Origin of the sequence: Pseudoalteromonas phenolica (genome assembly GCF_005886345.1) — a bacterium.
Lineage (GTDB): Bacteria > Pseudomonadota > Gammaproteobacteria > Enterobacterales > Alteromonadaceae > Pseudoalteromonas > Pseudoalteromonas phenolica_A.
Genome location: NZ_PNEC01000055.1, coordinates 1 through 14,296, shown reverse-complemented (window position 1 = coordinate 14,296; position 14,296 = coordinate 1). Strand labels below are relative to the sequence as shown.

The 14,296-nt window shown below is 42.6% G+C and carries 12 protein-coding genes; 4 read left to right on the top strand and 8 right to left on the bottom strand.

All coding sequences use genetic code 11. The features are described from left to right. Positions 1-143: 143 nt before the first annotated feature. The 3 genes from CWB72_RS17530 to iadA are packed head-to-tail and all read left to right on the top strand — an operon-like array spanning position 144 to position 5,676. Positions 144-3,065 carry a TonB-dependent receptor domain-containing protein gene (locus CWB72_RS17530; protein ID WP_138634085.1) on the top strand — a complete coding sequence of 974 codons (2,922 nt, stop codon included), beginning with the start codon at positions 144-146 and terminating at the stop codon, positions 3,063-3,065. Positions 3,066-3,099: 34 nt separating this feature from the next. Then, positions 3,100-4,500, top strand: coding sequence for a putative basic amino acid antiporter YfcC (yfcC, locus tag CWB72_RS17525; protein ID WP_171037352.1), 1,401 nt, complete (start codon positions 3,100-3,102; stop codon positions 4,498-4,500). Between the two features lie 3 nt (positions 4,501-4,503). Then, the gene (gene iadA / locus CWB72_RS17520; protein ID WP_138634082.1) at positions 4,504-5,676 is read left to right on the top strand and encodes a beta-aspartyl-peptidase; all 1,173 of its coding nucleotides are present in this window, start codon (positions 4,504-4,506) and stop codon (positions 5,674-5,676) included. A 3-nt stretch (positions 5,677-5,679) separates the two neighbouring features. Here iadA and CWB72_RS17515 read toward each other — a convergent pair whose 3' ends face one another. Beyond that, on the bottom strand, positions 5,680-6,210 hold the full coding sequence (locus CWB72_RS17515; protein WP_252371585.1) for a rhomboid family intramembrane serine protease: 531 nt from the start codon (positions 6,208-6,210) through the stop codon (positions 5,680-5,682). A 332-nt stretch (positions 6,211-6,542) separates the two neighbouring features. On the opposite strand from CWB72_RS17515, the gene CWB72_RS17510 reads away from it, so the two are divergent. Continuing rightward, positions 6,543-8,612, top strand: a complete 2,070-nt coding sequence (locus tag CWB72_RS17510; RefSeq protein WP_138634076.1) for a M13 family metallopeptidase — start codon at positions 6,543-6,545, stop codon at positions 8,610-8,612. A 180-nt stretch (positions 8,613-8,792) separates the two neighbouring features. On the opposite strand, the gene CWB72_RS17505 is transcribed toward CWB72_RS17510, so the two are convergent. The 7 genes from CWB72_RS17505 to CWB72_RS21220 all read right to left on the bottom strand — a co-directional run. Then, entirely contained in the window at positions 8,793-9,119 is a 327-nt protein-coding gene (locus CWB72_RS17505) for a YbaB/EbfC family nucleoid-associated protein (protein ID WP_058030182.1), read from the bottom strand. 57 nt (positions 9,120-9,176) lie between these two features. Further along, positions 9,177-11,591 (bottom strand): DNA polymerase III subunit gamma/tau, encoded by a 2,415-nt coding sequence (gene dnaX / locus CWB72_RS17500; RefSeq protein ID WP_138634073.1) that lies wholly within the window; start codon positions 11,589-11,591, stop codon positions 9,177-9,179. Position 11,592: 1 nt separating this feature from the next. Then, positions 11,593-12,138, bottom strand: a complete 546-nt coding sequence (gene apt, locus CWB72_RS17495; protein ID WP_138634070.1) for an adenine phosphoribosyltransferase — start codon at positions 12,136-12,138, stop codon at positions 11,593-11,595. Between the two features lie 168 nt (positions 12,139-12,306). Continuing rightward, positions 12,307-12,429: a hypothetical protein gene (locus CWB72_RS21060; protein ID WP_289508455.1), complete on the bottom strand. Its 123-nt coding sequence runs from the start codon at positions 12,427-12,429 to the stop codon at positions 12,307-12,309. Positions 12,430-12,540: 111 nt separating this feature from the next. Beyond that, positions 12,541-13,278, bottom strand: coding sequence for an HvfC family RiPP maturation protein (locus CWB72_RS17490; RefSeq protein WP_138634067.1), 738 nt, complete (start codon positions 13,276-13,278; stop codon positions 12,541-12,543). Then, complete coding sequence (locus tag CWB72_RS17485; RefSeq protein WP_436409866.1) at positions 13,278-14,120, bottom strand: HvfB family MNIO-type RiPP peptide maturase; 843 nt, start codon at positions 14,118-14,120, stop codon at positions 13,278-13,280. The genes CWB72_RS17490 and CWB72_RS17485 overlap by 1 nt, the downstream gene beginning before the upstream one ends. Positions 14,121-14,214: 94 nt before the next feature. After that, positions 14,215-14,296: HvfA family oxazolone/thioamide-modified RiPP metallophore (locus tag CWB72_RS21220; protein ID WP_436409867.1), on the bottom strand; the 82-nt coding region annotated here is incomplete at its 5' end.

The window sequence follows — 14,296 nt, the reverse complement described above, 5'->3', positions numbered from 1 at the left end:
AGCCCTTTGCTGATTAATGCCATTTACAGGATAGTTACGTCTTTTACCTGCTCTCTTAATTAAGTTAAATGTTTTTGAGGATGGTGAGACTCCTACCTGTTTACCCAAATTGCATCGGCAGCTAACCAAAAGTTAGGTGAAACATGTACAACAAGTTATTTCTTGGTGTTGCAGCTGCGTTGCTGAGCAGTGGCTACACTCATGCCAAACAGTCAGAACAAGCAAGTTTAGAAAAAGTCGAACGTATTGAAGTCACAGGCTCTCGCATTAAAGGCGTTGACCTTGAAGGTACTCAACCCGTAACCATTATCTCTTCAGAAGACATTAGCCGCTCTGGCGCTAACTCTGTCATTGAGCTTTTACAGGATTTACCGCAACTCAAAGGTGGTGCGGGCACCTTCACAACCAGTGAAAGTGGCAGTACGTCGACCTCAACGCCTGCTGGTCAAGCAGCTGCCAGCTTACGTGGTATGGGGCCTTCGGCCACATTGACACTGATCAATGGACGAAGAATTGCACCAAGCTCTTTTGCAGCAGGCACACAAAACTTTGTCGATGTGAACGCCATTCCACTGGCTGCCATTGAGCGTGTTGAAATTTTAGCAACTGGTGCCTCTGCGATTTATGGCGCAGATGCGGTTGCTGGCGTCATTAATTACATTCTCAAAAAAGACTTCACCGGTGAAGAACTGGATGTGTCATTTTCAAATAGTTTTGAAGACAGCGATGAAAGCAAAAAACAAATAAACCTGATATGGGGTAGAGAAATTGAAGGTGGCAATCTCACAGTGTTTGCTGATTACTTCGATAAAAACCAGTTTAATGCCTCAGATCGTGATTACACAGCTAACCCGTCTCTGATTAACAGTTACTCTTACCTACCTAAACTCGAAAATACACCCAACATTTATTATTACAGTAGCCAAGATGGCAATGAAATAGGCGCACCAGGCTGTAAGACGGAGCTCGTCACGACGGAATATGGGGAAGAAATTTGCGCCTATTATGGTAATCAAGATGACGTGTTAAGCGCGCCATTTGAAAGCTTATCTGCAGGCTTTATGGTTAATAAGGCATTTAATGATCTAATTTGGAACTCTGAGTTTTTTTACAGCTCCACTAAATCAACCGCCTATTCAACGCCAGCGGCCATTAACCAGCTTGATGATGCTGAAGGTCCTTGGGTGAAAGAGGATTCATTATTTATCTTTGATGATGCCCAAGGCAAAAACGCCCTTTTAGATGCTTTGTATATCGACCCATTCGATACCTATTTAGGCCAAGAGCAATGGGGCTTCCGGTTTGATGCGCGATTTAACGACCCAAGAACCATTGAGGTAGAATCTAAAAACTTCCGCCTAGTGTCTAGCCTTGAAGGTCAACTTGGTGAGTGGGACTGGCAATCAGGTGTGCTGATCTCTGAGTCTCGCTCAGAGCAACAGGCAATTAAGGGCGTGTATAACCGTAACCAATTCCATGCAGCATTGGCAGGCGAGCTATGCTCTGATGGTTCGATTGGTGCTCTCAGCGATAATGGTGTCACCTGTAACAGCGGTCAGTTGCTTGATTTTTATAATCCATTCTTAGTTGATGATGCAAACAATGATGCAATTCTTGCACTCACTCAAGCAATGCCAACTCGCGAAGGCAAAAGTCGTGTCTATGGTATCGATCTCACTTTATCGGGCGAGTTGTTTACGCTGGGTGATATTGATGTGCAATCTTCATTTGGATTTGAAGCCCGCAAAGAAGAGCTTTCCGATATTCCATCTGCAAATGCGGTGGCAAAAGCTGAAAACGAGTATAGGGTCGATGTATTTGGCTATGGTTCGAGCATAGCTGAAGCTGAGCGTACGCAGTATGGTGCTTTTGCCGAACTATATGTTCCACTCACTGAGCAAGTCGAGATGCAATTAGCAGGGCGTTACGATCACTTTGATGATTTTGGCTCAACGTTTAACCCAAAAATCAGTATCAGTTATCGACCAACTGACACCATTTTACTTCGCGCGGGTTGGGCAACGTCTTTCAGAGCACCGTCTTTAACGCAAGCAGGTGTCAAGCTTCGTACTACTACCTCAACTTTTGATTGCGGTGCAAACCAAGCAATTGCTGACCTATATTGTGAAGGTGACGGCACACTTGTCAGCGTAAACAGCCTAGAGTTAGGTAATGAAAACTTAAACGCTGAAGAGTCTGATTCACTTTCAATTGGCTTTGCATGGAGTCCTTCTAGGCAGACCACAGTGATGATAGATTATTGGCAGTTTGATTACAAAGAAGTCATTGATACCAACATGACTGCAGTGTTAGATCGCGCTATTTCAGACGCCTCACTTCGCCACTGTGGCATCGTACCGCAAAATCAAATGGGCATATCATATGGTGAAGATGTTTGTAGTGTCACCGATAATGCAGGGCTTAAAATTGATGAATCTGGCGCGAACTTATCAGAAATATTAGGTGCTTATATCTCAGAGTTTGATCCTCGTTCACAATCACTTCAGCTATATCGCGATCATGTAATCCAACTTGAAAATACTGGCACTCAGGATATTCGCGGGTTAGATATTAAGTTCGATCACAGATTCGAACTGGGTTTTGCCGATTTAAAACTGGCGTTAGATGCGACGCACTATCTTGAATATGACCGCAATAAGCCAGGCTCAGATCAAATTGAATCTCTTGTCGGCACATTTAGATACCCTGAAAATGTCGGGCGCCTGTCAGTCACATTAGATACTGATAGCTACTACATCTCGTTGTCTGCCAACTATACTGACAGTTACCTTGATGATATTGAAGGTTTAAAAGGCCGTGAAATTGATGAGCTTGACGAACTAGGCTTACTCGATGCACAACAGCAACACACAGTAGATAGCTGGACTGTTATGGATCTCAATGCAGGTCTGGAGTTGAGTGAAAACCTGTTTATTAGAGCCAGTATCAAAAATTTATTTGATAAAGCACCACCCGCAGTATTTGGTTCAAAGCGTGGCTTTGATTCAATTAACCATGATGCGTTTGGTACAACTTATCAAATTGGCTTATCAGCTAAGTTCTAATGGAGGAATGGGGGCAACCCCATTCTAAATTAACATGCATCAAAAATATAAAATGCCAGATGCCTTCGTCATCTTAATGATGATGGTCGTGCTGTGTTATCTGGCCTCTTTTTTTGTACTCCCCGGTTTTTTTAATACGCCAGAGCAAACAAATACGGTCATGCTGTCGCAGTTTCGTCAAATTGCATCACCAGCCCCGATTGCATTGTTTGGCGAAGGTGGGACTCTCGGCTTCTTTAACGTCTTATTTGAAGGGCTAGTCAGTGGTGACAAAAATGGCGCAGCTATCGGCGTTATCGCATTCATTTTAATCACTGGCGGCGCGTTTGGCGTGCTTATGCAAACCAAAGCCATCGATAATGGCGTGATGTCACTGATCAGTAACACACAGAAAATTGATTGGTTATTTATCCCCAGTTTATTTGTTGCCTTTAGCCTAGGTGGGGCCATTTTTGGTATGGGAGAAGAAGCCATTGCGTTTTGTATTGTGCTCTACCCAATTATGCAAAAGCTGGGATATAACGCTTATGTAACTGTGTTAGTCACCTATGTTGCCACACAAATTGGCTTTGCCACCTCACCGATGAATCCATTTAGTATTGCCATCGCACAAAGCATTGCTGGGCTTGAGGTGTTCTCAGGTGCGGAGCTTCGTGTTGCATTAACCGCTATTTTTATTGTGGTTGGCATGGTGTTTACCATGCGCTACGCCAAGCAATCACGTCAAAGTGTGGACTGCTCAACACCACAGTCACATACTCAACTCGGTACGGTCGATAAAGTACTGCTCATTGCGTTTTTAGCTGTAATTATATGGGTGATTTATGGCGTTACTGCAAAAGGTTATTACATTCCTGAGCTTGCTGCACAATTCTTTGTTTTAGGCTTAATTGTGACCGTCATTGCAAAGCTTGGTAAACGTCAAACCATATCTGAGTCAGTTGACGCATTTAAACACGGTAGTGCGGCATTGTTACCAGCAGCTATGCTGGTTGGCTTAGCTAAAGGACTGGTTTTATTGCTTGGCGGCAGCGAATTAAATGCACCATCTATGCTTAATACCTTGTTGTATCATTGTGCCAGTGCAATATCTAATATACCCGATGTGATAGCTGCTTGGTCGATGTATGTCTTCCAGTCTGTATTCAATTTTTTTGTTTCTTCAGGCTCAGGGCAAGCAGCTATTACTATGCCTATCATGGCGCCTTTGGCTGACTTAGTTGGCGTTTCTAGGCAAACGGCAGTGCTCGCATTTCAACTCGGTGATGGTCTTACCAATATCATCATTCCAACCTCTGCGAGTCTTATTGGCTGCTTAGGGGTGGTTAACTTATCTTGGGGCGATTGGGCAAAGTTCATTTGGCGCTTTATGTTGGTGCTTTTTGGTCTTTCTACCCTTGCCATGGTTTTCGCTCAACTCATAAATTATCAATAAATTATGCTTACACTTATAAAAGATGCTGAGGTATATGCACCACGCTACCTTGGTAAAAAAGACGTGCTCTTCGGCGGTGAAAAAATCATTGCTATCGAAGAAAACATCACGCTTCATCATGACACACTCGTCAATTTAGTTGACGGTAATGGCTTTATCCTAGTGCCAGGCTTTGTTGACGCTTTGGTGCATTTCATTGGTGGCGGAGGTGAAGCCGGATTTGCCAGTCGTACACCCGAAATGCACCTCACTGATGCAACTTTAAATGGTATAACAACTGTTGTTGGCGCGCTTGGTACTGACGATATTAGCCGGACACATGCTGATTTGGTTGCCAAAGCAAAAGGGTTAAAACAAGAAGGCCTAAATGCTTTTTGCCATACAGGCTCTTATCATTTGCCTATAAAAACGCTCACTGATTCAATCAGTAAAGACATCATGTTTATCGATGAAATAATCGGTGTCGGTGAAGTCGCCATCGCAGATCATCGCGGTCGCCAAATAACCGCTCAACAACTTGCCGAAGTCACCGCTGAATCACGCACTGCAGGATTGCTCAGCGGCAAAAGAGGCACAGTCTCAATTCATGTCGGTAGTGGCGATACAAAACTCGACTTATTACATGAAGTCGCTCAAACAACTGAGCTACCTTTAGATATGTTTTACCCAACGCATATGAATCGTAATTCAGAGCTGCTCATGGCTGGTATTGCGTTTTGCAGAGCGGGTGGCACCATAGACTTCACCACCAGTACCACAGACTATGATTTAGCACATGGGGAGCTCGCTGCCGCAGAAGCCCTTGCCTACTGCCTTGAAAAAGGTGTCTCTGAGAGTCAGCTCACCATGAGCTCGGATGGGCATGCAAGCTTGCCTATTTATGATACACACAATAACTTGGTTGGCTTTGAAGTGGGCCAAGAGTCATCGCTTTTACATGCATTTCGACAAGCTGTATTAGAATTTAACGTACCAATTGGAAAGGCGTTAATGGCTATCACTCAAAACCCTGCACATATACTCGGCTTGCCTAAAGGACAGATAAAAGTCACAGGCGATGCTGATTTAGTTTTGTTAAAACAAGACAACTTAGCAGTTGAAAATGTTTGGAGTAATGGAAAGCTAATGGTTGCAGAGCAAAAAATCATTACATCTGGATTCTTTGTAAAAGCCTAAAGTTTACGTCCCAAGCCTATTTTCGTTTTTGGCGGATTTAGGCTTTTTTACTTTCCTCCTAAAAATGTAGGCACCCAATAAACCACTTATAAAACCGAAAATATGATTAGAACTGCTGGTTTGAGCAGAAAAGTCCAGCAATGTAGCCAAAAAAGCAAAATCCATGTAATAAGTGACAGCAACTAATACGGTAAAACTAATTGCACCAACCAAATTACGATTAAACACAGCTGTGCCAAATAAAAAGCCATAATAGCCCATCACAATACCCGATGCGCCAATGTGATTTCCGTATTCTCCAAATACCCAAACCAAACACCCCGTCACAACCATGATAAAGACGGTGACACGTTTAAACCCATTCTGCAGACTTGCTAAATACCCGCTGATTAATAAACCGATAGTATTACCGGTTAAGTGGCCCCAGCTTGCATGGATGAAAGGCGCTGTAAAGATGCCATATAGACGCTCAGGGAGCTGAGGCACTAACCCGAAATTCGAAATAATAGGCGAATAAAATGATGCTGCAACCATGAGCACATGCATAAGCAACATGGCTAACAATAATAATCTGAAGTTGTATGGGAAAAGCTTTGTGCGCTTTCTTTCATTCATTCTATTTAGCATCTTTCATTATTTGCAAAAACTTGTAGCTAGACACCGTCATCTAACTCACGTCATTTTTAGAGAAAATTAACACGAACTTTCACCATTCAACGGTAATTTCCCCTTATTTACCTAAAAAACTTGCCCTTAATAGTTTGTGGGCTGACAATGGATTTATTCCTCGATTGTTGTTTTATGAGGAACATTTCTTACTTAAAACATAGATTGAGATTTTACTCAATTAAAAAGAGAAGATAACAATGAAAAGAACTGTTATTGCGACAGCCCTAGCCGCTGTCTTTTTAGCTGGCTGTTCTGGGCCGGAAAACAAGGTGGAAGAAAAACTGTCAGCTGTTGTACAAACAACAAATAAAGCAGAACTAGGCACATTTGGTGTTGACCTTACAGCACGAGATGAAAATGTGAAGCCTGGTGACGACTTCTTCATGTACGCAAGCGGTACTTGGTATAAAAACTACGAAATGCCTGCTGATAAAACACGTTTCGGCGCATTTACCTCGCTTGCAGAGCGCAGTGAAAAACAAGTTAATGCCATCATCGAAGACATTGTTTCACGCGATAACTTAAATGCAGAAGAACAATTAATCGCAGATTTCTACAACGCATTTATGGATGTTGAAGCGCTTAACAAATTGGGGATCACGCCAATTCAAGGCCTACTTGATGAGATCAAGGCCATTGATAATACAGACGGTCTAACAAAAGCATTCGGCCAGTCTTGGTTAACTGGCGTAAATTCACCGATTGGCGGTGGCATGTGGTTTAACCGTCTAGATCCAAACAAATATGAAATGTCTATGGGTGCAGGCGGTCTAGGTTTACCAGACCGTTCATACTACTTAGAAGAAGTAGAGCGTTTTGAAAAAACACGTGCTGAATATGTTGGCCATATCGCAAGCACGCTTAAATTTGCAGGTTTAGAAAATACCATTGAGCGTGCACAAGCGATCCTTGCACTAGAAACTAAAATGGCTGAAGGCCACTGGCCACGTGAAAAGCGTCGTAACCGCGACCTGACACTAAACCAAATCAAGCGCGAAGACTTAGCCAAAGAGTACCCGGGATTCAATTGGGATCTGTACTTCGAGCAGACAGGTTACAAAGTACCTCAGCTTAATATGTCTCAGCCTGAGCCAATCAAAGCCATGATTGATCTTGTGAATAAAGAAGATCTGGCTGTTTGGAAAGATTACCTAACTTTCCACGCTATTAGTGGCAATGCAAGTCTACTTTCTGAAGATATCTTCAATACTAACTTCGAATTCTACGGTAAACACCTTAGCGGCCAACAAGAGCCTCGTCCTCGTTGGAAGCGTGCTGTGAGCCAAATGTCTGGTACACAATCTTTAGGCTTTGCAATTGGTAAAGTATACGTTGATAAGCACTTCCCAGAGTCATCGAAAGAGCAAATGTCTGAACTCGTTGAAAACCTTCGTAAAGCTCTTGGTGAGCGCATTGAAGGTCTAGACTGGATGGGTGAAGAGACGAAAGTAAATGCGCAAGCTAAACTAGCTGCATTCGTACCTAAAATTGGTTACCCAGATGTATGGCAGTCATTTGATGGCCTAGCACTTAAAAACAATGACCTAATGGGCAATGTTAAAAACCTTCGTCAATTCTTCAGAGATGACAGCGTATCAAAAGAGCTTGAGAAAACAGACCGTAACCGTTGGGGTATGACGCCTCAGCGAGTAAACGCATACTACAACAGCTCATTCAATGAGATTGTATTCCCTGCAGCGATTTTACAACCACCATTTTTCGATCCTAATGCTGACGCAGCGGTGAACTACGGTGGCATCGGCGCAGTTATCGGTCACGAAATGGGTCACGGTTTTGACGACCAAGGTTCTAAGTCTGATGCTGAAGGTATCCAACGTAACTGGTGGACTGACTCAGATCGAGCTGCATTCGAAGCAAAAGCTGACAAACTTGCAGCGCAGTACAGCCAATACGAGCCAATCGAAGGTAATTTCGTAAACGGCCGTAACAGCCTTGGTGAAAACATTGGTGACGTAGGTGGCTTAGCAATGGCTTACCACGCCTACAAGCTGAGCTTAAATGGTAAAGAAGCACCAGTTATCGATGGTCTAACTGGCGACCAACGTTTCTTCTTAGCTTGGGCACAAGTTTGGAAAGAAAAGCGTACTGAGCAAAGCATGCTAAATCAGCTTCGCGCAGGTACACACGCGCCAGGTCGCTTCCGTGCCCTTGCACCACGTAACCATGACGCATGGTACAAAGCGTTCGACGTAAAACCTGGTGATAAGTTATATCTTAAACCTGAAGATCGCGTACGCATCTGGTAAAAAGCAAGAAGCTTAATACTTAAAACGATAAACCCAGCAAATGCTGGGTTTATTTTTGCCTGCAATATTTTTTAAATAAAAAGGTAACGTTTATCAGCTTAGTTTTATCTGTTCCAATAAACTTCAGACAAAAAAATAGCGCCTGAAGGCACTATTTCGAAATATTACATGCTGTCTAAATTAGAACGGCATTTTGAAGCCTGGAGGCATCTGCATACCGCCAGTAACATCAGACATACGCTTAGCAGACTCTTCACCTACACGACGCACTGCATCGTTTACAGCCGCAGCTAGAAGGTCTTCAATCATGTCTTTGTCATCTTCCATTAAGCTTTCGTCAATCTCAACGCGCTTAACGTTGTGGCTACCTAGCATAGTTACTTTAACTAAGCCTGCACCTGCTTCACCAGTTACTTCTAAGCTTTTGATCTCTTCTTGGGCTTTTTCCATGCGCTCTTGCATCTGCTGAGCTTGCTTCATGATATTGCCCATTCCACCTTTAAACATAATACGCTCTCTTACATATATTTTATTTGGCTAAAAGATAAGGTCTATTGTACTCGATTACAATGCCTGTATGGTATTTTCATCGACCTCGGCACTAAATTGCTCGATAAGTTGTAATACAATAGGATCTTGATTAATTGTTTCTATCGCTTGTTGATGCCTATGTGCATCTATTTTTTGTTGAATGAGATACGGTGAGTCTATCACCCCTTCTGCAAATTCAACGATAAGCTCAACATCAGAGTTGTACATTTCATTCAGTGCAGCTTGCAGTTTTTGTCTTAAAATAGCACTGTCTAAATGACGCTGACTAATATCAACTTGAATGTTGGCTTGATTGTTCTCGTAGTGATAAATCGAATGCAGCGCAAATTGGCGCATACGACCCCCTAGTGCCATTTTCTCAATCAGCTTCGCCCAGTCATCTTGCTGATGGGCAAAACGAATTTCACTGATTGGGCTCGCAAACCCTTCAGGCACAGGCACAGCTTCTTCTTTAGGCGTTTCTTTCGCTTGCGAAGTTTGCGGTGCAATCTGTTCTAATAACTCAGGCGCTAGCTTGCTTTCGTCCGCTTTGTGCCTTTCGCTAAATGGCACAGGTTTTTTCTTCGGTGTTACTGGCGCCACATTTGAGTCGGGCGCGTTTTGCGCCTCAGACTTTTTTGGCTCATCTCCTTGAGCTGATAATAACTGCCCTGCCCCTGAGATATTTCGATTCTGCAAAATACGTGCAATGGCAGATTGAGCCTGCCCTTGTTGAGCTTGTAAGCGTGCAGAAGCCGACTCTGAATTTTGAGAGCCAGCGTCTTGCTGCGCTTGTTGTGTAGTCTGCGGTTCATAAGCTGGCGTATAGCCTTGCTCTTGTGCATCATGCATCACTTGCTCATATTGCGCGGCTAATTCTTGTTCTTGAGGCTCTGGCGCATATTCTTGATGCGCTGGTACTTGCGGGTGTTGCAGAGCTTGCTGATTAAACGCATTGCTTTCGACATTCATTTGATTGTGTGGTTGCTCAATAGAATGCTCTTGTGAACTTTGTGCAACCGATTGAGTTAATTCTGAATGCTGATCAGTAACACTATGTTCTACCGCCGACTGCTGGCTGGCTTCGGCCTGGATAGGGGCGGCCTGAATAGGTTCGGCTTGATTAGGCTGAACTTGAACAGCTTCAGGTTTAATCTGAGGCGTTGCTGATTGTACAGGTATCTCAGGTGTAGCATGAGGTTGCTGAGTAGTATTCCCACCTGCTGAAGCATTATTTTGCTTTAAGCGAGCGCGAATGTCTTGCAAACCTTGTCTTGGTGGCGCAGTAGGTGAAGGCTGAGCTTGAACAGAGCTGTTTGATGCTGAGCCAGCTTGGTCATTAGGCGTAGCAGAAGGTTGACTATCTGCATGCTCAAACGCAATTAAACGCAGCAACACCATCTCAAAGCCAAGTTTTTGCTCTGGCGCCCACTGAAGATCTTTTTTGCCATTTAGCAGCAGTTGATAAAAAAGCTGTACTTGCTGGGGGTTAATCTGTTCACTGAGCGTTGCAATATCGGATTCTGAAAATACCAAAATTTTTGCTGCCTGTGGCACCAATTGCGTGAGCTGAATGGCGTGTAAAAGTGCAATTAAATCGTCTAATACGGCAAGATAATTACCATTTTTAACTGCAATTTGCTCAACTTCTTCTAAGACTGCGGGTGCATCTTGACAAAGTACAGAAGCTAAAATACTTACGGCATGACTAACATCCATCAAACCAAGCATATCTTGAACAGCAGCTAGAGTAAGTTGAGCATTGGTTTGTGCTATGGCTTGATCAGTTAAGCTCAACGCATCACGCATACTGCCATCAGCGGCTTTCGCCAGTGCCTTTAAGGCAGGCTCTTCAAACTGAATTTGCTCTTGCGGCAAAATATGAGTTAACTGCGATACAATTTGCGATTGCGACATTGCATTCAAATTAAACTGTAAGCAACGTGACAAAATAGTAATCGGTAGTTTTTGCGGATCTGTCGTCGCCAATAAGAATTTTACATGCTCTGGCGGCTCTTCGAGTGTTTTTAATAGCGCGTTAAAACTGTGCTTTGACAGCATGTGCACTTCGTCGATGAGGTACACTTTATAGCGACCGCGAGTCGGCGCATATTGAACGTTGTCGAGGATCTCTCGCGTATCTTCAACTTTCGTTCTGGAAGCAGCATCGATTTCTATTAAATCAATAAATTTACCCGCTTCAATATCTAAACAGCTTTGGCACTTGCCACAAGGATTTGAAGTGATCCCTTCATCGCAGTTTAGACTTTTTGCGAATATACGGGCGATGGTGGTTTTACCAACGCCCCGAGTCCCAGTGAAAAGATAAGCGTGATGCAACCTTTGCTCATTGAGGGCATTTACAAGCGCCTGTTTGACATGCTCTTGGCCGACAAGTTGGTGAAAGGTTTGCGGACGCCACTTCCGTGCTAGGACTTGATAACTCATATTATTCGCCTTCGAACTCAACTAACTTAAGAATATTAATACCTAAGTCTGCAACACGTTGCTCACCGCCTAGTTCCGGTAGCGATACAACAAAAGCTGCGTCAGTTGCATTACCGCCAAGCTTCTGCACAAGCTTAGCTGTTGCTTCAATCGTGCCACCTGTTGCAAGTAAGTCGTCAACTAACAATACTTTGTCGCCTTCAACAATTGCATCTGTATGTAACTCAAGCACATCTTCACCATACTCTAACTGGTAAGATTGGCTGATCACCTCACGGGGTAATTTACCGGGCTTGCGTACTGGAATAAAAGGAATACCTAACGCATAAGATAAAGGTGCGCCAAAAATGAAACCACGCGACTCTGTACCAATAATTTTAGTGAAACCTTGATCTTTGTATGCAGCAATGAATGCATCAATCGTTTCTTTAAACGCTTTTGGATCAGCAAGTAAAGTGGTTACGTCACGGAACATAATACCTTCTTTAGGGTAGTTAGGTACCGTAGCGATACTTTCTTTGATCAGCGTGAGATTAGCTTGTGTCATAATGAAGCTTTCTATTTTGTAAAGAAAGTGATTATAACAAGAATGAGAAAAGTTGAAACTTTGAGAAATCACAAAGCCATGTTTTTAGCTTGTTTGCGCAATAAAACGGCAAAAGGCTACATAACGTAGCCTTTAGTCAAAACAAAATCTCTTTTGTTCCTTTGATGATTAAGCTGAAAAAGCCGTTGCTAAACCAAGAATTGCATTTAGACAGCCAATACCAACAAAAACTGCTAAGAAAGCAATGAAGTATTTAGCATTAAACGGATCTTTAAAATCACCCTTTGACATAGTACACCTATAAATTTTTAAGCACGAAAAAACGGCGCTCATAATAGACGATCCGAGCTATGCGTTAAAGTGAGAAGTGCAAAAATTCGCTAAGCTGGTTACACAAAAAGGTTATTTGGTGACTACAATGCCCAACTCTGCCAAAGCGTTTAATGTTTGAGTTGCACCACCTATTAGCTGCTCCTCACTAAATTGTGGAATAATTTCATGCACTTTTGACACAAGCTCTAACAAGCTAATACCCGGATTATTATCTAGTTGCTCTAACAAAATCGCGGTCATAGGGTTTGAAGCGATAAAGCCTACATCATCCTCTTCGTCACGATACACAACAAAATAATGGGGTTGTTCACTAGGTTCAGTTGGTTGAAAGTCTTCACTAATTTGATGAACTGGGTATTGATAAGACAGGTTACGCGCGGTGTTTGACAGATACAAAGGCTGATTATCTAAGTTTGTCAGCTGTTTTTGCATTACATCTTCAAAACAAACCGACACATCTAATTCAACCCACTCGTAATGTGCGAGCTCTAATATAAATACGGGGTCGTTTGCTTGCATAGTATATTCATGCTGAAGAAAGGATAAAAACTCTGCACTAATGTCGAGAAAATACGGAGATGAACAATCGTGGCTAACAAAAAAGGTGCGAATAAGTGTCTGCCAATGTGATTCACAATATAAACTTTTAAGAACCGGAAAGGCGGAGCTAACAAACCCTTCAACGTTATTAAAAAACAGCTCTTTATAAACTGTCATTCTCTCTTCAGTTACATCATGAGGCTTTTTGACATTATCGGGATCACGAATATGAGCCATAAATGCATTTTGAACATCGATGAATGACACTAGGCAACCCCTTTACTTTTAGCTAAAAATTCTGACTGAATTCGTTTTATTATGTCTACTTCGCTGAGCACTTCTGACATGCTTGGAATATTAAAGTCACGCTCGAGTAAAGTAGGAAACAAACCGTGATAATTATAGGCTTTGTCGAGTAAATTCCAAACTGGGTCACATACATCTGCACCATGGGTATCCACTAATAAAGAAGTACTTTCTTCATAATGCCCAGCGACATGACCATACACAACACGTTCACTTGGCATGGCTTGTAAAAACTCAATTGCATCGTAACCGTGATTGACACTATTTACATAAATATTATTTACATCGAGTAGTAAGTCACAGTCGGCTTGCTTTAAAACTTCGAGCGTAAATTCTTGCTCTGACATTTCTTGACCGGGTGCGGCATAATAAGAAACATTTTCGACAGCGATCCGCTGCTCTAAAATATCTTGTACTTGTTTAATTCGACCAGCTACATGTTTAATTGCATCTTCAGTAAATGGAATCGGCATCAGATCATACATATGACCTGTACCCGAGCAATAGCTCAAGTGCTCACTGAAGAGTTTTATATTATGAGTTTTAAAAAAACTTTTAAGAGACTTTACAAATTCTACATCAAGCGGCTCAGGTGAACCTAATGACAGCGATAAGCCATGGCAAATAAAAGTGTGTTTTTCTGTAAGTTGTTTAAACTGCTTACCAAATTTCCCGCCCATTTTCAGCCAATTTTCGGGCGCAACCTCTAGAAAATCAACTTGACCCGGTGGTGACTCAATAAAGTCATCCAACATTTCACGTCTGAGACCTAGACCGACCATGCCTATGTCATTAGCTAGCATATTAATACCTTAGAGTTCATAGCTTATATAAAAAGAGGATATTTTGCTAAGAAGTTTGAGGCAGATAACCTGCCTCAAAGAAGAAAACTAAGAATTAGTGAGCGCCACCACATTTACCTTCGCCACACTTACCTTCTTTTTTAGCTTTGCCGCCGCATTTACCTTCGCCGCACTTG